This window comes from Gemmatimonas aurantiaca T-27 (assembly GCF_000010305.1).
In the GTDB taxonomy this organism is placed as follows: domain Bacteria; phylum Gemmatimonadota; class Gemmatimonadetes; order Gemmatimonadales; family Gemmatimonadaceae; genus Gemmatimonas; species Gemmatimonas aurantiaca.
This window is the reverse complement of the sequence record NC_012489.1, coordinates 4201514-4222729: the sequence shown is the minus strand read 5'-3', so window position 1 is coordinate 4222729 and position 21216 is coordinate 4201514. Positions and strand designations below refer to the sequence as shown.

Below are 21216 nucleotides of genomic sequence, written 5' to 3'. Positions count from 1 at the left end.
GATTGGAAGGGAGAACAGCGGCGTCGCTGCGCGACGCGAAAGCCGCATGAGAAATGGAAAACTGCAGGGCGCCACGATCACACAAAAAAGACCAGCAACGGTTCACAGGCTGAATGTGTGAACGATCGCTGGTCCGACAAACCTGCCCCTTTCCCTTCTGTCCCTTGATTCGCCGCGCAGCGGCCATCAGGAACCCTTCACTCCCTTCCCCGTCCCTTCAGCTCCGAGTATCGGGGCGCAATTTCTGGTAGTTGTTGGTCGCCTGCTTGAGCCCCAGCAACGCCGAGGCCTCGAGCTCGTATTCGAAGTGCAGGTCGCCGAGCGTATCGTCACCCTGCGTAATCAATCGCGAGGCACGTTCGGCGATGCTGTGACGGCGCAGGTATTCGCGAGCGGCCAGCCACATGGCATTGGCCGTCGTGCGCACGTCACCGGCTTCAGCCACCGGCACCTTGGCGCACTTCTTCTCGAAGTCTTTCACGGCTTCCGCCAGTGCCAGATCGATCGTGTCGACCATGGCATGTGCCGCCTGCAATTCGTTCGTGGACACGGCCAGCGCCATCAGCTTTGAAAGCCGCTCGTGCTGCCTGCACGTTTCGGCCGCCGTGCGCGCGAGGGTGTCGCTGAATACCAGCGGCCCCTGGTCGGCGGCAGACGGTTCGTCAGTACGGGCAGCTGCAGAGGAGCGCGAGGGAGCCATGAGACCGGAAACGGGCAGGGAACAGGCAGGAACACCGCGTCGGGAACATCGCGGACGACGTCCCGTCCTAGTGATCTAGCGGAACGACCCACGCAGGTGGTAGTGGGGGGCATGCAGTAAGTTCGTGAGTCCAGGCCAACCTCTTGCTGCGAGCAGACGACATGACCAACGCGACAGACACCGCCGACACGCGCTATTCCCATCTGCAGGTCACGACGACGGATGCCGGCGTGCGCACGATCCAGTTGCATCGCCCGGAGCGGCTGAATGCCGTGAATCCGGCGCTGGCCGAGTCGTTGCCGCGTGCCATGCACGACGCGGCGCAGGATGATGCCGTGCGTGTGGTGGTGATCACCGGCGCCGGTCGAGGCTTTTGCGCGGGCCTCGATCTGTCCGAACCGGTCGGTCTCGGCGACACACGCGCCGAACGGCTCGATGCCTACTACTGGGTCGGTCGGTGGGTGCAGAGCATCACGCAGTGCGACAAGCCCGTGATTGCCGCCATCAATGGGGCCGCAGCGGGCGCTGGATTTGGGCTCGCATTGGCCTGCGATCTGCGCCTGCTCAGCGCCAGTGCCACGTGCACCGCTGGATACGTGCGCCGGGGATTGTCGCCGGATGCCGGGGTGACGTGGTTCCTGCCGCGGCTCATTGGCCAGGCGCGGGCCATGGACATCGTCCTCACAGGCCGTGACATCACGTCCCAAGAGGCGGAACGCATCGGCCTCGTGTCATCGGTCATTCCCGATGCGGACTTCAGTGCGACCGTCGCGCAATACGCCGCCGCACTGGCCGCCGGTCCGCCAGTGGCGCTGGCGCTCAGCAAGCGCCTCCTGCTGGGCAGCAGCGACGCGTCACTCGATGCACAGTTGCGCGAAGAACTCGTTCACATCAAACACTGTTTTGCCAGCGCCGACGTGCGGGAAGCGTTGCAGGCCTTTCGTGAGAAGCGGGCTCCGGTCTTCCGCGGATCCTGATCCAGCGGTTCGACAGACCATCACACAACGCCCGCGCCTCGCCGGGGTGATCTCGCCTACGATCGCCCCGGATTGAACCGCAGGCTTCCCGGCAACGCATTCAACAGCGGTCCAAGTTCCGTTGCCCGCTCCTGCGTGGTCACGAACGTCAGCCCCTGGATGCTCACCACGATCATTCCGGAAACGCCGTACACCACCACGCAGCAGTCATCCGCGTGAATGACGTTGCCGGAGCTTTCCACGCAGTGCACCGATCCCATGACACCGTTCCCCGTGTCATCGAGTTCACGCACGCGACGCAATGATGCCCAGGTGCCGACGTCGTCCCACTCGAAAGCCGACGGCAGGACCACCACGCGACGGCTGCGCTCCAGCAATCCGCGATCGATCGACACCGATGTCACCAACTCGGCAAATGCTTCGAGTTCGCCGGCCGCGAGCCGTGGCAAACCATGCTGCAGTTCGTGGGTGTGGGCCGCCAGTTCGTCCAGCACCACCTTGGCGCGCCACACGAAGATGCCCGTGTTCCACAGCGCGCCCTTGTCGATGAGGACATCCGCCAGCGCAGCGCTCGGCTTCTCGACGAAGTGCTCCACATGACATGCGCCCCCCTCGGCCCGCGAGACGAGCGGGTCCACCATGCTGCCCGGCTGCAGGTAACCAAAGCCAGTTTCGGGGCGGGTGGGTGTGGCGCCGAGCACGACGAGATGTGCGTCGTTGCTGGCGATGGAGGCCGCCCGGCGCAGCGAGTCGCGGAAGACGTCGGGGTGTCCCACAGCGAGATCGGCGTGCAGGGCCGCAAAAATCGTATCCGGACCCGCGCGACGAGCGACTTCCTGGGCGCCCCACGCCAGTGCGGCGGCTGTGCCCAGTGGACGCGGCTCCACCAGCATATTGGCGCGCGGAATCTCGGGAATGGCTTCGTGCAGCGCGTCCGCGATATCGGCACTGGTGACCACCAGCACCCGTTCGGCGGGCACCAGCGGCGAGAGCCGGGCCACGGTATCGGCGATCAACGGCCGCTCATTCACCAGGGCCAGCAACTGCTTTGGGCGGCGTGGCGTGCTGAGCGGCCAGAAACGCGTGCCGATGCCGCCGGCGAAGATCACGGCCCACATCGCCGTGCGTGTATCGAGCAGCGGCTCCGGCTCGAAGTCTTCGAGCGTGCTGGCATCGGGCGTCGCGGGCTCGTCGATCACGGCGGCCGTTTCGGGGGTGACCGACGGCACGAGATGGGGGCTGGCCGCGTGTGGCTCGGACATCAGGAGCGGACGAAGGATGTGGAAGTCAGGCGTATCCCGTGAGACGACCGCCCCTTCGGCTGGCGCATCGTCATCGACTCCGACAACATACGTCGACGCATGTCAACCACGCACCTCACCGGGATGCCGGAAGAGACAGCGCCGGATCCACTGGCACTGCTGGAAGCCGATACCACACTGGCCGCCGCGGAGCCGATCCTGGCGTTGGTCGCGCAGTACTTCGCCGACACACGCGCCGGCGACGGTCCCGTGAGCACCTGGCACAGCGCCGAGGTGATTGCCGATCGCCTGGTCGAGCCACTGCCGCGCCGTTCGCGCCCGCTCGCCGATGTGGCCCGCCGGTTGTCGTCGCAGTTGCTGCAGGATGTGAATCGTCTGGCCCATCCGATGTACATCGGGCACCAGGTTTCAGCGCCACTGCCCGCCGCCGTCTGGACCGACGCCCTGATCAGTGCACTGAATCAGTCGCAGGCCGTGCGCGAGATGTCGCCGTCTTTCACACCGCTCGAGCATCAGGTCATCGAATGGATGACGGACCTCGTGGGGTGGGATGACCGTGCCGGTGGCACCATGACCTCTGGGGGTACCGAGGCCACGTTGACGGCGCTGCTGGCCGCGCGCAGTCGTGCGATCCCGGATGTGTGGACCAATGGTGTTGGTGCATCGCCGCCCGTCCTGTTGTGTGGCGAGCACGCGCACTATGCGGTGTCACGGGCCGCCGGAGAAATGGGACTGGGGCTGTCGCGTGTGTTGGCGATACCGAGTGACGGGTTTCGCATGAGTGTGCCCGCATTGCGCGAACAACTGCAGTCGCTGCGCGAGCGCGGGATCTCCGTCATGGCGGTGGTGGCGACGGCCGGGTGCACCGCCACCGGCGCTTTCGATGACCTGAACGCGGTGGCCGATCTGTGCGACGAGTTCGCCGACGAACGCGGGCCGCTATGGCTGCATGTGGATGCGGCACACGGCGGCGGGGCACTGCTGTCGCCCACGCATCGGCACCGGCTCGACGGGCTGGCCCGTGCCCAATCACTGGCCTGGGATCCGCACAAGACGCTCCTGCTGCCACTCGCGGCAGGCATGCTGCTCGTGAAGGACGAACGGGTGCTCGAGACGGCTTTCGCGCAGCAGGCGCCATACCTGTTCACGCCGACCGGTGACGCGCGAGGGTGGGACATGGGACCGCGCTCGTTCCAGTGCTCACGCCGGTCTGATGTACTCAAACTCTGGGTGGTGTTCCAGCGGTACGGCGCGAACGCCCTGGGGGCGTTGTATGACCGACTGTGCCGCATGGCGCGTGCATTGTACGACCAACTCGATGGCCATCCGAGTTTTCGTGCCTTGCACGAACCCGAATCGAACATCCTCTGTTTCGCGTGGTATCCGGATGGAGTGGCCGATGCCGACCGGGACGATCTCACCAATCGCCTGCGCGAGCGGTACAATAGGTCGGGTCGCGGTTGGATCACGGCCACCACGCTCAATGGGCGGCGGGTATTGCGCATCACGGTGATGAATGCGCGCACCGATGTCATGCACATCGAGGCGCTGGTGCGTGGACTCGAAGCAGAAGCCCAGCAGGTTCTGAAGCACCCGGCATGACCCCCTGTTGAAAACGGGATGCGACTCCCGCATGTCGCGAACACCGTCACGAATCACCGAGGACGTCCACCGATGTCGACACGTATTGGGTTGCTGGCTATTGCCGGTGTGACGCTCACCTTGGGCGGCTGCGCGAGTTCAGGTGGCACAAGCGCCCCGAAGTCGTCCACCGCGACGTCAACGGCCGCCACGCCGGCGACCATCTTCCAGGGCACAGATCGCGTCACCATGTACGGTGACGCCCCGCGCGCTGCGGAGCGGGCCTTCGCGGCCGATCCGACCAAGGTCTGGGCTGCGGTGAAGCAGACGTTTGCCGACTACAGCATTCCGGTCACCGTGGACAAGCCCGACGCACGACAGATCGGCAATCCCGATTTCTTTCGTACGCGGCAGTTCATGGGGCGGAACATGACCGAACTGGTCTCCTGCGGCAGCAGCATGACCGGCCCCAACGCGGCCACGTTCCGAATCTTCATGTCACTCATGGTGAGTGTGGCGCCCGACGGAGCCGGCAAGTCGAAGGCCGGTGTGACCTTCGTGGCTTCGGCCCGCGATATGAGTGGCGGTCACAGTGCGGATCGTTTGCCGTGTGGCAGCACCGGCATTGTCGATCAACTGTTCCTCGACCAGGTGACAAAAAACCTCTCGAAGTAGGCGGACGTTCCAACACACACGAGGGGCGCGACCGTGATGGTCGCGCCCCTCGTCTTTTTGTCGATGTTGGCCGATGTTGGCCGATGTTGCCCGATCGATCAGCGCGTCGATTGCGCGATCATCTGCTCGGCGGCGCCGCAGCTTGCCCGGATGACCAGCTCCACCGGCAACACTTCGTGTTTCACCGGTACCGATGTCTCACCGCTGCGCACCGTTTCGATCAGCCGCAGCACGGCCCGTTCGCCCATGGCATAGATGGGCATGCGCACGGTCGTCAGTGAAGGCGAGAGATAGCGGGTCATGGGAATGTCATCGAATCCCGTGACCGCGATGTCTTCCGGCACGCGCAGGTCGGCGTCCTTGATGGCCGCGATCGCGCCGATGGCCATGCTGTCGTTGGCCGCAAAGATGGCGTCGGGGTGTGCATCGCTTTGCAGCAACTGCGTGACCACGTCGAAGGCGGTGTCCATGCGGAACTCCCCGTGCAGCTCACGCAGTTCACAGTCTTCGTACCAGTTGGCCACCTCACGCACCGCATGGAGTCGCTCGCTGGCGTCCGCCTGCCCTGAAGGGCCACGCAGGAACACGATCTTCCGGTGGCCGAGCGAGAGCAGGTGCTTCATCATCGCGGCGGCGCCCTGAAAGTTGTTCACCGACAGCGCTGCGATATCGCCCGCGTCGCTGCCCGCGCCCACGAGAACGGTGGGATACCGTTCGGCGACTTCGGCCAGCGTCGCGCGAGCTGACACGGTCGGTGACAGCGCCAGAAAGCCGTCCACACGTCCGCGCATGTTGCTCACTGCCGCCGAGACTTCGTGTGCGTCACGTCGCGCCGATGTGACCAGTGTCAGGAAGCCGTGTTTCTTGGCCGTTTCATCGATGCCGCGGATGAACTCCGAAAAGAACTCGCCGTAGAGATCGGGCAGCAACACACCCAGTGTGCGGGTGCGGCGCAGCAACTGGGTGCGGGTGCCCCCGTGCGGGGCATAACCCATGCGCGCTACCACCGTACGCACCCGATCACGGGTGTCGTCCGTGACACGCGCGGCGTCGTTCAGCACGCGCGATACCGTGGCGATGGATACCCCCGCGGCGCGGGCAACATCGCGGATGGTGACCGTGGAGGTGCGTTCGTTGTGTTCGGTCGGATCGGACATCACAGCGCCTTCTTGATGGCCGCCTCGAGATCCTGCGTGCCGCCCACGCCCGTGTACACGATCTTACCGGCGCGATCGACCACCACCACGTAACTGGTGGCCGGTACATCGTACTCACCACTCACGGTGCCCTTGCGATCGTACAGCAGATCACCGGGCAGTTTGTTGGCGGCCTGCCAGGCTTTCACGCGGTCGTACGATTGATTCACCGACACGGCCACCGTGACGAACTTCACCTTGGCCCCGTGTTTGGTCATCGCGGCGCGCATGGCCGGCTCGAGCTGCTTGCAGTTGCCACACCAGGTGGCCCAGAACTCGATCACCACCGGCTGCTTGCCCATGTACGACGACAGATCGACGGTCTGGCCGGCCATCGTTTCGAGCGGACCCCCGGGCGCCTTTTCGCCCACGGCAATACCCAGATCCTGGGCGGCGAGTGGGGCGGCAATGGGAAGGACCGGCGAAATGGCGAGGGCGGCCAAGGCCGCGGCGGACGCGAGCGTCGTCGCTACAGCCGCGCGGCGCGCGGCGGCAAAAAAGGCAGGCATGTCAGGCGAGGTGGGAGAACCGCAGGTAGGGAACGCGCGCAGCCGCGGCTGGCGCACACAACTGTTACACCGGAGCGGGACCGAATGCTCCGGCTGTCCCCGCCCTGTCCATCAGATTGCTCAAGTCACCGGTACGTGGTCTGGCCGACGACCATCACACCATCCTCAGAAGTACACCTGACCCATCTTGACCAGGTAGTACTCGGCCATCCCCAGCATGACAAACGCGAAGCCCTTCTTCACGGTGAGCATCCACGCGCCGGCGCGGGGGAGGCGGCTGAGGGTGCCGGCCGACAGGCCGACGATCACCAGCAGCGTGCACATGCCCAGGGAGAACGTGAAGAGGTAGGTGAAGCCGAGGGCGGCCGATTTGGTCGTGGCGACCCAGGTGAGAACCGCCGCCATGACCGGCGCCGAGCAAGGAGCCGCTACCAGCCCCGACGCGGCGCCCATGACAAAGGCCCCGGCCGCGCGGCCACCAGTTCCGGCGTTTGCGGCCCGCTGCATGATCGCGGCGGGCACTCGGACCGGGATGACATCCAGCATGGACAGCGCCGCGATGAGCAGCAGGTTGGCCATGACGAAGAACGCCCACGGGTTGGACGAGATGGTGCCGAACATGGTGCCGGTGAGGCCGGCGATCAGTCCGAGGCCCGCATACACCAACGCTAGCCCCATCACATAGGCTAGCGAAAGCCCAAGTGGACGCCAGCGTGACGCCTTTGTGGCGCCTGACAGTTCTGATGATGACTGCCCGCCCACGATGGCCGCCGTGATCGGGATCATCGGATAGACACAGGGGGTCAGGCTGGTCAGCACCCCCGCGCCAAAGAGAAGCGGGAGCACCGCGGCGGGATTGCCGGAGAGCTGGGCGGCCACGTCGATCTGCATGTCTCCAATCTACTGGCCGACCGGCCCGGACGTTGTGGGCTCGGTGGCGCGGGCCGAGACACAAAGAGCGGCCGTCGCAAAGCGGGCCGCTCTTGTGTATGCCGTCATGGTCCCAACGCGCGGGTTGGCGAGGTCAGGGAGTGTCCGGCCGGCGCCGACGTCGGCACGCCCAGCCGCCGAGCAGCGCAATCCCTGACAACATCAGCACGCCGGTGGAGGGTTCCGGAACGGTCGTCTGCGATGCCCGTCCGAAGGTGATGTCGTCGAACACCGCCTCTCCAGTGCTCAGAGAATACGCGCTCCAGAAGCGCACCGATTTGGCCGTTCCCGAGAACGTGACGCCCACTTCGCGCCAGGAACAGAACAGGCCGCCCTGGCAGGGCGAGGCACCCGTTGAGGTGAGCGAGGCGGACGCCAGCACATTGCCGGAGCCCCCGAAGCCATCCATGACCACGAACCACCCGCCTCCGTTCGGCGAGAGGTAGTGCAGGGAGAACATGTCGGTGAATCCCGCGGGCACATCGAAGCCGTTGGCGGACCCCGTCGCGAAGGCCAATGCCCCACAGCCCGAGGGGGCGTTGGCCCACATGCTGTCTCCATCACACACGCGTTCGGCCGACACCGTGGCGAAGGCCTCATTCGAGCCGGCAAAAAACCGGACTCCGTGCGAGGCCTCGAACTGATTCTCGGCAAAGAAGGTGCCCTGGGCGAACCCTTCGAAGGTCAGCGTCTGCGCGCCGAGCATGCTCGTGGGCGCGGACAGCCCCGCACTGAGAGCCAAAGCACAGGCCAGTCTTCTCATTGAAGATCTCGTGCAAAAGGTGGAAACCGGAACGTGAAGCCTATTCTTCCGATACAGGCTCCCAGTGCAAGCGAGCTCATCCGTAATGGCAATGCTGAGGCCCTGACGGAAGGTGTATCTTCCCGAGCCCGGGCAAGAGGACGTTCGCCTCTGTCAGCGCCCGGGCCTTAGACGACCATTCCAAGAATCCATGGCTCCGCAGTTCATCTACGTCATGAAGGCGCTGCGCAAGGTGGTTCCCCCTTCGCGCATCATCCTCGACGATATCTGGCTCTCCTTCTATCCCGGCGCGAAGATCGGCGTGCTCGGCCCGAACGGCGCCGGTAAGTCGTCGTTGCTGCGCATCATGGCCGGCGTGGACACCGAGTTTCAGGGTGAAGCCTGGGCGCACAAGGGCACGCGCATCGGCTATCTGTCACAGGAGCCCGAACTCGACGCGTCGCTCGATGTGCGCGGCAATGTGGAGCTTGCCGTGAAGGCGCAGCGCGATGCGCTCAACGAGTTCAATGCGATCTCGTTGCAGTTCGCCGAGCCCGATGCGGACTTCGACAAGCTCATGGAACGGCAGGGCAAGCTGCAGGAGTACATCGACCAGCACGATCTCTGGAATCTCGACAACAAGATCGACGTGGCGATGGACGCGTTGCGTCTGCCGCCGGGTGATGCCGCGGTGACGCACTTGTCGGGTGGTGAGAAGCGCCGTGTGGCGCTCTGCAAGATCCTGCTGGAAGAGCCGGACATGCTGTTGCTCGACGAACCCACCAACCACCTCGATGCGGAAAGCGTCGCGTGGCTGGAGCATCACCTCGAGCGGTTCCCGGGCACGGTCGTGGCCATCACCCACGATCGCTACTTCCTGGACAACGTGGCCAAGTGGATCCTCGAGCTCGATCGTGGCAAGGGCGTGCCGTACGAAGGCAACTACTCGGGTTGGCTCGAGCAGAAGCAGCAGCGCCTGTCGCAGGAAGAGAAGCAGGCCAGTGCGCGTCAGAAGACGCTGCAGAAGGAACTCGAGTGGGTACGCATGTCACCGCGCGCGCGTCAGGCCAAGAACAAGGCCCGTCTGCAGGCCTATGAGGATCTGGCCAGCGAAGCGCAGAACGACCGCGTGATGCAGAACGAAATCGTGATTCCGCCGGCTCCGCGTCTCGGTAACGACGTCGTGCGCGCCAAGGGGCTGCGCAAGTCGTTCGGTGACAAGCTGCTGTTCGACAATCTCAACTTCGATCTGCCGCGTGCCGGCATCGTGGGCATCATCGGCCCCAACGGTGCGGGTAAGACCACGCTGTTCCGCATGATCAACGGGCTCGAACAGCCGGAGTCGGGCGAGCTCGTGGTTGGTGAAACGGTGCAGATCAGCTATCAGGATCAGCATCGCACGCTCGAAGGCAAGCGCACGTTGTGGGAAGAGATCTCTGGTGGTCGCGAAACCATTCCGGTGGGCAAGCGTGAGCTCAATTCACGCGCGTACGCGGCGAGCTTCAACTTCAAGGGCGCCGACCAGCAGAAGCTGGTGGCGAATCTCTCGGGTGGTGAGCGCAACCGGTTGCATCTCGCGAAGACCGTGATGCAGGGTGGCAACCTGCTGCTGCTCGACGAACCGACGAACGATCTCGACGTCGATACGTTGCGCGCGCTGGAAGAAGCCGTGCTCGATTTCTCCGGCTGCGCGGTGATCATTTCCCACGATCGCTGGTTCCTGGATCGTGTGGCCACGCACATTCTGGCGTTCGAAGGCGATTCGGAAACGGTGTGGTTCGAGGGGAACTACGGCGCGTACATCGAGGACCTCAAGCGCCGGAAGGGCCCGGACGCGGACCAGCCGCATCGGATCAAGTACAAGAAGTTGGTGCGCAACTAGTTAGCCCCCTTCAGCGCGTACGATTCGACGCGCTGGAGGCGACACTTGGGATGCATGGCCGGTCCACCGCAAACGGTGGGTCGGCCATGTTTTGCATCGGGACTTGCATCCGGAAAGGCCGGCGACACGCTGACCAGGAGGGGAAATGACCTTCTGAGGGCCCGAGCGGTGAGCCCGGCGAATTCGCCTGCCGCCGCCTCTTGTCGATCGAAAAAGCCCGACCGAGGTGTGGTCGTTCGCCGACACCTCGGTCGGCGAGTCCCGCTTTCTCCACACAGCGATAGGGGTTGAACCCACCCTGCCGGAAGCAGCTGGTGTCAGTCGTGACGCCGCGGCACCTCCGCTACGGTGACGCCAATCGCAGGGATCGTTCAACCGCGTCCTCGACACACCCCGCCCATGCAACTCGCGCCAGCGCGTGGCTCGTGCAGCAACCGGCGATGTGCGCCACATCCTCGACGTGGCGCTTCAGGTGCGAGATGATCCACCCAGTGGTGCAGGCGCGTGAGCAGCTCAAGGAGATCCGCTTGCTGCACGACACAGGAGAGATTGCCGACGCTGCAAAAAATGTCGGAGGGCGAGCTCGACGCTGCGCTCCAGACCGTTCAGCGGCGTTTCGGACTGCCCACGACAACGGGGATCAGCCTCACCACAGTGCTCAAGGTGTTCAATTCGATCACCGGTATGAACATTCCTGAACTTGGTGAGCGCGTTCGGCTGCCTGTTGGCCTAGGTGAGTGGCGGCAACAGGGGATAGGCGCGCTTTACCGCGACATCAATGCAGATCTCGCGAACTTCCTCAGGCTTGGGTATCTGCGCGACATCCTCGGGGCCGCTGTCGTGGTCGACGCGACAAAACGTGTGGCTAGCGTGCGCACCGAAGATCCCAGGTACCGATATGCGAAACACGACTGGAGGCGACCGATGTAACGGGAAAGCACCCTCAGCACGTACGCAGATCGACGTTGCGGGCCGAATCAGCTCTCGCCGCGAACCTCCGAGGTCGACCTAGGACGCCGCCCGCGCCCGCAATGGCTCGAACAGCCCCGCCTGATTGAACAGCACGTCGAGTAGATCGTCGGCATCGACCTGCACCCGGAGAAGGTCAGCAACGCGCGGTTGGGGGGCGAGGAGCTGATCCGGAAGTTCGTCGAACTGTCGAACGAGACGGCCGTTGAGCACTTCACGCCGCGCGCGGTGGTGCGCCCCATGGTGAACCTGCCCGGATCTGTCGTTTCACGATACTTTCGTGCGGATCGAGCAGCCCTGTGAGATCGGCAGCAGCGAACCGCCCCTAGGCTTCCATGCCACCGACCTGCCGTTCGAACGACTGCCTAATCAGACCCATCACATACGGCAATTCGTTCAATTCGGCAATGTGTACCTTGACCTCTCCGTTCAGCCGGTACCCGGCGACGTTTGCACATCGATTCTCGGGGTCATCGAGTTCCTCAAAGGGAAGATTGAGAATCAGTCGTAGACGTGACGCCTGAGGATACACATCGACGAAGTTCGTTTCGGCCTTGTAGGCGACATAGTACTTCAGGAACTCCTCGGACACGCACGAGCCGAGCTCGAGCACCTCGCGCCGGAAGGCTTCGAATAGGGCTGCCGCCTTACCGCTTACGAGCGAGTGGTGATCGTCGATCGTATACGTCACCTCGCGTGTTCTCGTGGCTCGATACTCCTCGAGGACCTCGGGACTCAGGTGCGGTGCTGCCCATACCAATACCCCCTTCTCTACGAGTTGCTCCCCTCGATGGGTGATCGCGTCCTCGTTCCAGACCTCCACCTGTCCCAGGCCCGCATTCAGGCGCAGGGGGCTTTCTCGGAAACCACCGGGCATGTCGCGCTTTTCCGGGAAGGGCCTGTCGCTGTACTCGGTGTTGTATCCTGTGAGGGTCAGATTGCCGATCGTGTGCAGCCACTTCTGATGAATCACCTGCCAGTCCTGGCCCAAAGACTCTCTCCACGCCACGGACAGGTTCTCGTTTTGCGGTAGGATATGTTCTATGGTGTACTCTTCCGGCCCGACACGCTCCTTCCTCTGGTGGTTCTCGAGTTTTCGGAGCGTGTAGCTGCGCACCTTCTGGAGATAGAGCTCTCGGGTCAAGAAGCAGCGGCGGAACTCGACATCGTCCGGAAAGCGCCGATACGAGCGCAATAGCAGCAGGTGCGCCTTGATACTCTCCAGATAACGCTCCTTACGGACTCCGCGCGCAAGGTTGGCGAATGTCTTGTTCAGCGAGTTGGTGGGAATGGCACAGATAGCACGCCTGAAGACGTACGCCTCGAGTAGGCGGATTGCTTGCAAGAAGTCGTGACGCGTGAGACGCCCTGCGTCGTAATCTGCGTACAGCTCTAGCAGAAACGGATAGGCGACATCCACCTTGAGTTCCCGCAGATCGTGGAACGCCTCACGGAGATCGCGGTCCGGCTCCTGCCCGAGAGCGATGCGGCAGAACCGCAGTGCCCATCTGTTGAGATCCGCGACGAGTACTTCGACCTTCTCGTGAGCAACCGGTGCCGACATCGCATACGCCTTGAATGCGGCATACACGTCTCCGAGGTTCGGAATCTCCCCTGTCTTGACCGTGAGATAGTGACGCATGAACCCGTCGAACATGCTACTGTAGGCTCGCTGGCCAAACGCCCGTTCCATCGGGTGCCAGTACTGTTCGTAAAGTTCGGTCTGAAGCCGCGGCTCCAGTCCCATGAGGACGAAGTTGCGAATCAGATCCGCTTGACTGAGCTCTTTGCCAGTCGAGTTCATGCTTTCGAAGATCAGTTGCGGATTGTCGTGATCTCGACTCAGAGCGATGTCAACGATCACGAGCTTCGCGAGGCCCTTGCACACAGGCCCGAAGTCGCCCGCGCACTCCTCGATGCGCTTTCTGAAGAACTCACTGTTTTCCATCACACGAAGCGACGCGTCGCTCGGTGCTGGCGCTCCGTCCACGAGCGCGATCAGCGACGGGCGGTCTGTTTGCGTCAGGAGCAGCTTGTACCTGCGGTCGCCTCGTTCTTCAGGATTGAGCAAGTAGTAGTTGGTGATCTTTCGACCGCTGAAGCCGTCGACCGGCTCGTCATCGCCAACTGCTCTCGCGAGGTTCGCCAACACGATGGTGAGCGTGGTGAGGCGCTGCTGACCATCGATTACCAGCAGCGGGGCGTGGCTGGTGACCTGCGAAAGCCCTTCCTCGACATAGACGATCGAGCCGATGAAGTGCACGCTCACGTCGTCTCTAGCACCGGCCCGCACGATGTCATCCCAGAGCTGCTGGCACTCGGTGATGGTCCATGAGTACGTACGCTGGTAAATGGGAATGACGAACTGCGGTGACTTCTTCAAGAATGTGAGCAGCTTCGCTTCGGTTGCCTTCATGCTCTGTAGTGTTGGTCGTGTAAGCCGACTCGCATCGCTTCTCCACCGGTCCATCTACTGTGGCGCAGCGCATGCGCCATTTACCCTAGGCGAGCGCCTCGGTAGCTCGCGCCGCTAACCGGGTGATCGAGTGGCGGACATCGGGGAGTTGCTCGCGAAGACCTCCAGTGTCCAAGCCCGCGCGAATGGATCGTCGTCCGCCACTTCGAAGAAGTTGTGCGGGTGGCGCCACGACGCGGGGCCGCCACGTTTGTCTCGGGTGCGCAGCCCGAAGAGCCAGACCGGATCGCCGGGCTGCATCGACGAGACGCGGAACGCAGCCAAACCGAATACTTTCACGGTACGGCCCGCAGCGTCGTGCAAGGTGAGGTCGGCGAGTGCGCCACGCGGGTTAATCGCCATCACCTCGCCCCACGTGTCCAGTGGCATGCGCATCGGCGCCTCACCACGCCAGAAGCCGAATGCCAACTTCCTGTACGCGGGACAGATGTGGCGGTGCGCGCATCCGTCGCATGCCTCCCCGGGTGTCGCGAGATCCTCCGCATTGACATCGCTCTCCGCGGGCAGCCGCGCGAGGACATCGCTGAGCCACTTCAGGACGTCCGCCTCGTGCTCACGCGCGAACCCGACCTCGCGCTCGACACCGTGGTCCACGAGCAGCGAGACCTGTGCCGAGGGCCAGACCGCGTGCGCCATCGCACCGTACAGTCGCATCTGGCGTTCGATGTGTGGCAGCACGTCCCCGTCGTTGGTGACCACGCGCCCTGTCTTCAGATCGCGTATCACGACGTCGCCGGCGGTCCGCTGAATCATGTCCGCCCTCCCCCACAACCGCAGCGCGGGCACCTCGATCTGCACCTCGGCCCAGCCGCCGTTCTGGTGAAGGTCCCTCGCGTTCCGAGCCCCGCCCCCGGAGCTGGTGGCGGCTCTGGGCACAGCCCCCGAGAGGTACTTCTCCGCGAGGTCGAGCACGACGCGACGTTTCCGGCGCCACATGAGCGGCGGAAACACCTCCCGGAGCCGCGGTGGATCGCCCGGCCGCATGGCGGCGAGGCGTGCGTCCTCCGCATCGAGCAGGCGGTCGAGAGTGCGCTCGGCGTCCTCGCCGGGCGTCCCGGTCCGCGGGATCTCTCCGCGCACCGCCAATTCTAGCAGCTTGTGAAAGACGCTACCGAGGGCGGCTGCCGGGTGTGCCGTTAGAGTCGGAAGGTCGCGCGTGGATCCTAGCACGGCTCGCAGCAGACACTGCTCCCCGAACGCGAGCTGCGATGGGGAGAACGTCGCAGGCACTCGGCACTGTACGAGCGGCTCGGGCAGAGGCGTCACGCCGGCCTGGGGTTGAGCAGGTCCTGGCGCACCGAGACCAGCCGGCGGGCGAGTTCGAAGGTGTCGACGAACACGGGCACGCTCCCGCTGGTGCGTTCGATCTCGTCGACCGCCTTCCCGACAATGCCCTCGAGCGCGTCGGTATCCCAGAGCGGGTGCACGACCACCGCCCAGTCCCCCACGCCCTGAATCCGGAACGCGACGAGCCCGGCAGCGTCGCGCTGCTCCACAGGGGAGAACCGCGCGAGATCCTCGACGTACCGGCGCGCGAGCGCGGTCCAATCACGCAGTGCGGGGCTCGAGAAGTCGCCATCGAGGCCGCACCTCCACTCCGGGTCGTCGAGCAGCTGCAGGAAGGCGAGGCCGAGCCGCCAGTCCAACAGACCGTGGTACGACTGGTTGCTGTACCGCTGCAGGCAGCGGTAGCAGGCCTGATCGCACTCGGTCGGGTGGTTCTGGTGTGCGTCCTTCCGCAACAGCTCCGAAAGCGGGTACCGGCTTTCGTCGCGAACGATGGATGAGACGAGCTCCGCGACCAGCGGTCGGCCACCACTCCCCTGAGCCGCCAGACGCTCCACGAATCCTGCGCCGTTCACGAGGTGGTCGGCGATCTGAAGCAGCGGTACCGCCTGACCGTTCCAGGCCCGGTATATACGAGGCTCGAGGACGTCGAACTCCTCGGGATCGATGTCGAGCTCCAGCGCCGCACGATTGGCCAGCATGTAGGCGGCCGAGATCGCGGCGGCACGCACTGACGTGATGCGCTGTTGACCGGCGCCTACCATGTGCGAACGGAGGCCTCGCGCCACCGAACTCGGTGCGACGAAGAGTGCGTCCGTCGTTTTCGGAGCGGCCAGCCAGATACTCTGCAGCGGCGCCACACCCGGGTTTGGGTCGAAGCCCACTGGTACAGGGAGCTTGTCGTTGGTGGCGATCCACTGGTCGAGGAGCCGCGCACGTCCGCCACGCCCATAGCGCTGTGCCCCTGCGGTGACGTCGAAGCCGAGCCATCGACCTCCGCCCGCCGCGTCCAGACGTCCGCGATTCAGACGGTAAAGCCTCGACTGCGACTGATAGGCATAGCTCAGGTTCGACTTCTTCTCGGCCTCAAGCCGCACTGCCTTGCCCTCCGCGGTGTTCAGGCGGTGTCGCCCCGCTGTGAGGAGCTGCTCCTCGACCTCGCGTGGCCAGAAGTCCGTCCGGAACCCGTTGGGTGTGCGACACTCGCCGGCAGTCGTCACGTCGAGAACTCGTTCGCACGAGCCGCATTCCGCCCCCGTGGCGCTTGGATCCTCATCGAACCGATGCCACGCGCCGCAGTACCCGCACTGCACCATCCAGAAGGGATCGGCGAAAGCATCCTCTCTGGGTTTGATCTCCGGCACCGGGCCGCTCCGCGAGATGTAGTCGGGAAGCGCGCCGGTGAAGCCCACGCACAGGTGTTCCTGCTTGTCCTTGGTCAACACCGAGCCGGGGGCGAACTCGAACACTGCCAGGTCGAGATCGCGATCCACCTTCCGCCACGTCCGCCAGAACTGGTCGTCAGGTCGCGTCGTGTCCCCCAAGTAGAGATTCCTCACACGCGTCGGCATTCCATACATCGGGAGTAGACCCGCCTCGGCGAGTGTGTGTGCGAGGCCCTCCTGTCTCACACCACTTGAGCTCACCTTGTCGATCTCGAGGAGTAGGCAATCGCTCTCGAGCCCTTCGAGCTCTGGGCTTCTGCCAAGGTCCGAATCCTCAACCAGCACCGCCAGCGCGCGCGCGCGGTAGTCGCGCGTCGCGTCAAGTGCTCCCGCCAAACGTGCTCTCCAGCCGTTGGCTGCGTCGAAGTAGTCGCCCGCGGGCACGTACTCGCCGTGGATGTCCGACAGATCGTCGCCGGCGTACCCAACGCCCTGGTCTGACCGGATCTTGTGAAACGCAGCCCACAGCCACGCTTTGCGCAGAAATCGCTTCGCCGCCGTCGGCTGCCGCTTCGTGAGAAATGGCGGCGGCGGCGGGTCGCCCGTGATGGCCTCAGGGTGCCAGAAGTAATGCAGATCGTGGCTCTTGGATCGGCATACGGTCAGCGCCATGGAGAACGCCTGACGGCGGCGGCCAGCCCGGCCAACGCGCTGTTGGTAGTTGAACCGCTGGGGTGGCATGTTCGCCTGGAAGACGGCCTGCAAGGGCCCGATGTCGATGCCAACCTCCATCGTCGTGGTCACGGCGAGCATGTCGATCACGCGTGCTGCCTCGCGCAGCCGCCGGTCCACACGTCCGTCGCTGTCGAGCACGATGTTCTTGAAGCGACGCTGCCGGTCCGCCGGGTCCTCCGTCTGTCCGGTGAGCTCCTCGCAGCGGAGTCGGAACGTCGCGTTGTCGCGCTCGATACGCTTTGCCAAGTAGCTCTCACCGTGCAGGTCGCCGCTCACACCGCTCTGCTCCTCCGGCAACGGCTGGAAGCATCGCGTGCACACCTTTACTCCACGGTGAAGGTGCACGCGCGAGCACCGCCCGCACCGCCAGTAGGGGTCCGACTCCTCCACGAGGCGAATTCTGAGCGAGGAGGTCAGGACGAGGCCCTCCGGGTGTCCCGCCTTTGCGAGGAGCTTCAGCACCCGTTCGAGCCCCGCGTTCACCTGGTCGGGTGCCCAGATGTTCGACGCCAAGCGACGCGCCCGCTGATTGGTGCGGATGTCCAATGCACTGCGCCAAGGGTCTTTCTGCCCTGCGTCCTCGTATTGACTGTCGACGAGCCGATAGGAATCGGCGAATACCCTCAGGAAGGCGTCCGCCAACTCTCGGTCTTCGCTCGCGACGCTCGGACCGACGGAAGGATACGCAACGCCCGTCTCCTCTAGCGCGAAGTACGTTTTGCTGAAGATCACGCCGGTCACGAGCCGCTGCATTTCCCCAACGAGCGCTTGGCGCGCGGCATTGAGCTTGTCCTGCTCGACGGCGTCATCCTTCCAGTCCGGCGTGCCGTCCTCGCCGATCACGAACAACGAGTCCCACGTAACGCTCTCGCCGGTGGGCAGCTTGATTCGCCTCGTACCCGTCGGGTCCGTTGGGTGAATACCGAGCTTGACGAACTCCGCGAGAAGTGGCCGCAGTGGCTCGCGCGTCGCGCGCGAGCCGAAGAAGCGCGGGTTCTCTCGCGTGCTCTCGAGGACCACCGCCACCGGCAGATCGGCTCCATCCGCACCGTTGGCCAGGGCGGTCTCGAGTTCGTCGAGCCGCGGCTTAAGTGCGAAGGCCGCGGCAAGATTGCCCGCGACGGCGTGGGCCTGCGCCTCCTTCGTCAGGCGTTCCTTTTCCGCTTGCAGAGCCGTCCCGTCCGGGCGCGCTCCCGCAACGGCGCGCAAGCTCTCCACGACCACTTCGCGACGGAGGTCCTCATGATGTCGGCGCTCGATATCGAGTGCCGCCTTCGCGGCGTCCTGACGACTGTCCGAGAAGGCCACCAGCTTCGGCTCACGCTGGCGCAGTCTTAGCAGATCGAACAGCTCGGTCGCGAGCAGCTGCGTCGTCTTAGCAAAACCCGCTCGGAAGTTCCGGATTGGTGAGAGGCGCAGCGGCGCGTTTCGCCAGTAATAGTCGGAGCCGCAGGCGGGACACTCGTAAGGCACCGCTGTCCCCGGCGATTCCTTTCGGCGCTTGTGGCGATCCTGGCTATCGCCACGCTCCCAGACATAGCCGGTGATGCGTCCCTCGGGCACTCCGTTACCGATTCGCGGAAACTGGATCGTGGCCGAGATGGGGTCGAGGTAGGCGCGCTTCCACTCCCCAACGTGGACGTCATCCCTCGGGCTCGGCAGAACGCCCGGCCAAGACTCGACAGGCCAGAAGACCGCGTATTCATCTGCGGAGAGTGTCTCGAAGAAATCCTGCCCGGCCGACTCGGGGAGGTTGTCGACGTTGGGTTCCGCCGGCAGGAGCTCGATTGCGGTCTCGCGCCCTCCCCGTCGGCCGCCGAGAAACAGCTCGCCACACGACTCGCAGTAGACCAGCTCGACAAGGCGGCTCCCAGGATCCCCGCTCCCGACGCGAGCAAAGCGTTGTCCACGCTCGACGGAGAGCTCCCCGACAAGGCGGCTCGCCGATCGCCACTGGGGAGGCACACCGCTGAGGTCGCCGACCGGTGCGAAGAGACCTTCGATGCTTCGGAAGAAGGTGTGGATGCGAAACGAAGGCGCCGTCGGGGGCTCGGTGGCCCACCAACGGCCCCACGCATCTCCAGCGCCCCGGACCAGCAGAAGCGCGCGCGCGGCGCAGAGCGTATCAGCATCCGAACGCCCGAACACGCGCCGCGCGATGTTCGACAGCGGCATCGCGCGAGCGCGCCTCTCCTCCTCGCTCCAACAGGCGTGTGCGATGCGTGCGCCGGCCTCACGTACGCAGGCGGCCACGACTCCGTCCAGATCGCCTGCTTCCATCCTCTCACCGCCGAGTGCCCGTGCAACCCCTCGCCATTCGACCTCGGCCTCGGCTGGTGCGGGCGCCGTGGCTTCGTCCTGGAGGTCGCCGCCCGCTGCCTCGAGCAGGGCGAAAAAGGGCGCCGGGTCCAGCGGCTGGAGCGACGATGGCTCAACGTCCACCGTCACACCAGGCACGACGGCGTGGTGCCAGCGTTCTCGGGGATTCTCGACCTCACGACGCGGCCCAGCCTGAAGGCCATGGCGGCCGAACATGTCCCAGAGATACGCGAGACTGCTCTGCCCGGCCTCACCCTCCGTCGGCAGCGAGGCGCTGGAGGCGAGGATGCGCAGCTTATGACGATGCGCCGGGTCGGTCAGTCCTAGGCGCTCGAAAAGCAGGCGCAGCAGGTACGACGTCTCGGTGCCGGCCGAGCCGCGCTGCAGGTGGAGCTCGTCGAGAACCAGGAAAAAGTAAGCGTCGTCGTCGCTCGTCAGCCAATCTCGCGTGCGGTCGAGGATTGGAGAGTCCACCTCGCGCGCGAGAATGGCGTTCAGCATGCTCACGTTTGTGATCAGCAGATCGGGCGGCGTCTCCTGCATGTCCCACCGCGACGTCAGCTCCCCGCCATCGACAGTCGGAAAGAGAAAGCGCACGTCCTCTGATGAGGCGCCTCGCTCTCTATCCATCATCCGCGCGCGCTCCTGCGCGTGCTGAATTGCGGTTGACGCGCGGAACAGCTCGGCGAGCTTTCGGTTACGACGTTCGTGCTCCTTGGTGCCCGCGCGTGGGTGCTTATGGTAGCCCGTGACGGGGGTGTCGCTGGTGTAGCGGCCGAAGAAGATGCGATTGCCGGCGAAGTGGCGGTCCATGACCCGCCGCGCGAGATCGGAATCGAGCGCACGACGGATCCGCGCGAGCTGGTCCTCGACGAGCGCGTTCATCGGGTAGAGGATCAACGCGCGCACCGCGGCCGGGCGCCCGGCGGCCTCACCCACGCGCTGCAGTTTGAAGGGAGATGCGCTCTTCGAACGGGCCGTCGGTCGATCCGGCACGCCGTCATCACCGTCGTACTTAGGATAGGGCTCGCCAGACGCCGTTTGCCACCAGCGCCGCTTGAGGTAGTCCGCGCTCGGTGCCGGCCACCGCACCGCCTCCTTCGCCAGCATGGCGAGCACAGGCAAAAGGAATGATTCTGTCTTTCCCGAGCCCGTCCCCGATGTGACGATGCCGGGGTGCCCGGGTTGCACTCCGCGCCAGAGCATCTGCGCCTGGTGCTCGTATAGCTCGTACTCAGCGAGTCGGGATTCGTTGTCTTCCCTGGCGGGCTTCGAGTCAAGGAGGCCCGCGAGTGCCAGGTCGGCGAATGCGGCACGCTCACGCACGTCGAAGCCAGGCAGCCGTGAATCCTTGGGATCGGCCTTAGCCAGCTCGTGGAGCAGCCAGTCGACGCTCCTGTAGCGCGGCAACGGCTCGATCAGTGGCTCGGTACAGAACGTATTCGGCCGCTCCAGGAGCGCGCGCCGTTCCCGCGACACGCCGGGGTCGCGGATGCGGAATGCCGTCTCGAGGTATGTGATGTAAAGATCGCGGATGCGCTGGAAACCGCCGATGGGGTCCTGCAAGGGTGCCCTCCCGGAATGTGATGTG

Annotated in this window: 15 protein-coding genes; 5 read left to right on the top strand and 10 right to left on the bottom strand. The window is 64.6% G+C overall.

Annotation, left to right across the window (positions count from 1 at the left end):
- Positions 1 to 217: 217 nt before the first annotated feature.
- A complete protein-coding gene (locus tag GAU_RS18310) occupies positions 218 to 700 on the bottom strand; it encodes a hypothetical protein (protein ID WP_015895397.1) in 483 nt (160 codons plus the stop codon).
- 161 nt (positions 701 to 861) lie between these two features.
- On the opposite strand from GAU_RS18310, the gene GAU_RS18305 reads away from it, so the two are divergent.
- Positions 862 to 1677 (top strand): enoyl-CoA hydratase/isomerase family protein, encoded by an 816-nt coding sequence (locus GAU_RS18305; RefSeq protein WP_015895396.1) that lies wholly within the window; start codon positions 862 to 864, stop codon positions 1675 to 1677.
- A gap of 56 nt (positions 1678 to 1733) precedes the next feature.
- On the opposite strand, the gene GAU_RS18300 is transcribed toward GAU_RS18305, so the two are convergent.
- A complete protein-coding gene (locus tag GAU_RS18300; protein WP_015895395.1) occupies positions 1734 to 2939 on the bottom strand; it encodes a mannose-1-phosphate guanylyltransferase in 1206 nt (401 codons plus the stop codon).
- Positions 2940 to 3038: 99 nt separating this feature from the next.
- Here GAU_RS18300 and GAU_RS18295 point away from each other — a divergent pair, with 99 nt between their 5' ends.
- Both GAU_RS18295 and GAU_RS18290 read left to right on the top strand, forming a co-directional pair.
- Positions 3039 to 4541: a pyridoxal phosphate-dependent decarboxylase family protein gene (locus GAU_RS18295; RefSeq protein ID WP_052574538.1), complete on the top strand. Its 1503-nt coding sequence runs from the start codon at positions 3039 to 3041 to the stop codon at positions 4539 to 4541.
- A gap of 72 nt (positions 4542 to 4613) precedes the next feature.
- Entirely contained in the window at positions 4614 to 5195 is a 582-nt protein-coding gene (locus GAU_RS18290) for a hypothetical protein (RefSeq protein WP_015895393.1), read from the top strand.
- A 98-nt stretch (positions 5196 to 5293) separates the two neighbouring features.
- Here the strand turns inward: GAU_RS18290 and GAU_RS18285 are convergent, their stop codons facing one another.
- The 4 genes from GAU_RS18285 to GAU_RS18270 all read right to left on the bottom strand — a co-directional run bounded on the left by GAU_RS18285 (position 5294) and on the right by GAU_RS18270 (position 8593).
- Entirely contained in the window at positions 5294 to 6352 is a 1059-nt protein-coding gene (locus GAU_RS18285) for a LacI family DNA-binding transcriptional regulator (RefSeq protein ID WP_015895392.1), read from the bottom strand.
- Complete coding sequence (locus GAU_RS18280) at positions 6352 to 6900, bottom strand: TlpA family protein disulfide reductase (RefSeq protein ID WP_041265688.1); 549 nt, start codon at positions 6898 to 6900, stop codon at positions 6352 to 6354. The genes GAU_RS18285 and GAU_RS18280 overlap by 1 nt, the downstream gene beginning before the upstream one ends.
- A 165-nt stretch (positions 6901 to 7065) precedes the next feature.
- Positions 7066 to 7791: a cytochrome c biogenesis protein CcdA gene (locus GAU_RS18275; protein WP_015895390.1), complete on the bottom strand. Its 726-nt coding sequence runs from the start codon at positions 7789 to 7791 to the stop codon at positions 7066 to 7068.
- 133 nt (positions 7792 to 7924) lie between these two features.
- Positions 7925 to 8593: a PEP-CTERM sorting domain-containing protein gene (locus tag GAU_RS18270; RefSeq protein ID WP_083765763.1), complete on the bottom strand. Its 669-nt coding sequence runs from the start codon at positions 8591 to 8593 to the stop codon at positions 7925 to 7927.
- A gap of 190 nt (positions 8594 to 8783) precedes the next feature.
- Here GAU_RS18270 and ettA point away from each other — a divergent pair, with 190 nt between their 5' ends.
- A complete protein-coding gene (gene ettA, locus GAU_RS18265) occupies positions 8784 to 10454 on the top strand; it encodes an energy-dependent translational throttle protein EttA (RefSeq protein WP_015895388.1) in 1671 nt (556 codons plus the stop codon).
- 549 nt (positions 10455 to 11003) lie between these two features.
- Positions 11004 to 11384 carry a hypothetical protein gene (locus GAU_RS18260; protein WP_156799127.1) on the top strand — a complete coding sequence of 127 codons (381 nt, stop codon included), beginning with the start codon at positions 11004 to 11006 and terminating at the stop codon, positions 11382 to 11384.
- A gap of 78 nt (positions 11385 to 11462) precedes the next feature.
- On the opposite strand, the gene GAU_RS22670 is transcribed toward GAU_RS18260, so the two are convergent.
- The 4 genes from GAU_RS22670 to GAU_RS18245 all read right to left on the bottom strand — a co-directional run bounded on the left by GAU_RS22670 (position 11463) and on the right by GAU_RS18245 (position 21191).
- Positions 11463 to 11636 (bottom strand): hypothetical protein, encoded by a 174-nt coding sequence (locus GAU_RS22670; RefSeq protein WP_015895386.1) that lies wholly within the window; start codon positions 11634 to 11636, stop codon positions 11463 to 11465.
- Between the two features lie 112 nt (positions 11637 to 11748).
- A complete protein-coding gene (locus GAU_RS18255; RefSeq protein ID WP_015895385.1) occupies positions 11749 to 13839 on the bottom strand; it encodes a DUF262 and DUF1524 domain-containing protein in 2091 nt (696 codons plus the stop codon).
- Between the two features lie 114 nt (positions 13840 to 13953).
- Positions 13954 to 15129, bottom strand: coding sequence for a PD-(D/E)XK nuclease family protein (locus tag GAU_RS18250; RefSeq protein ID WP_169307731.1), 1176 nt, complete (start codon positions 15127 to 15129; stop codon positions 13954 to 13956).
- A 32-nt stretch (positions 15130 to 15161) separates the two neighbouring features.
- Positions 15162 to 21191 carry a DEAD/DEAH box helicase gene (locus GAU_RS18245; protein WP_015895383.1) on the bottom strand — a complete coding sequence of 2010 codons (6030 nt, stop codon included), beginning with the start codon at positions 21189 to 21191 and terminating at the stop codon, positions 15162 to 15164.
- Positions 21192 to 21216 lie beyond the last annotated feature (25 nt).

What these genes read in the sequence shown, in the direction of transcription:
- GAU_RS18310 (WP_015895397.1), bottom strand. Translation starts at nt 700, where the DNA reads ATGGCTCCCTCGCGCTCCTCTGCAGCTGCCCGTACTGACGAACCGTCT.
- GAU_RS18305 (WP_015895396.1), top strand. Translation starts at nt 862, where the DNA reads ATGACCAACGCGACAGACACCGCCGACACGCGCTATTCCCATCTGCAG.
- GAU_RS18300 (WP_015895395.1), bottom strand. Translation starts at nt 2,939, where the DNA reads ATGTCCGAGCCACACGCGGCCAGCCCCCATCTCGTGCCGTCGGTCACC.
- GAU_RS18295 (WP_052574538.1), top strand. Translation starts at nt 3,039, where the DNA reads ATGTCAACCACGCACCTCACCGGGATGCCGGAAGAGACAGCGCCGGAT.
- GAU_RS18290 (WP_015895393.1), top strand. Translation starts at nt 4,614, where the DNA reads ATGTCGACACGTATTGGGTTGCTGGCTATTGCCGGTGTGACGCTCACC.
- GAU_RS18285 (WP_015895392.1), bottom strand. Translation starts at nt 6,352, where the DNA reads ATGTCCGATCCGACCGAACACAACGAACGCACCTCCACGGTCACCATC.
- GAU_RS18280 (WP_041265688.1), bottom strand. Translation starts at nt 6,900, where the DNA reads ATGCCTGCCTTTTTTGCCGCCGCGCGCCGCGCGGCTGTAGCGACGACG.
- GAU_RS18275 (WP_015895390.1), bottom strand. Translation starts at nt 7,791, where the DNA reads ATGCAGATCGACGTGGCCGCCCAGCTCTCCGGCAATCCCGCCGCGGTG.
- GAU_RS18270 (WP_083765763.1), bottom strand. Translation starts at nt 8,593, where the DNA reads ATGAGAAGACTGGCCTGTGCTTTGGCTCTCAGTGCGGGGCTGTCCGCG.
- ettA (WP_015895388.1), top strand. Translation starts at nt 8,784, where the DNA reads ATGGCTCCGCAGTTCATCTACGTCATGAAGGCGCTGCGCAAGGTGGTT.
- GAU_RS18255 (WP_015895385.1), bottom strand. Translation starts at nt 13,839, where the DNA reads ATGAAGGCAACCGAAGCGAAGCTGCTCACATTCTTGAAGAAGTCACCG.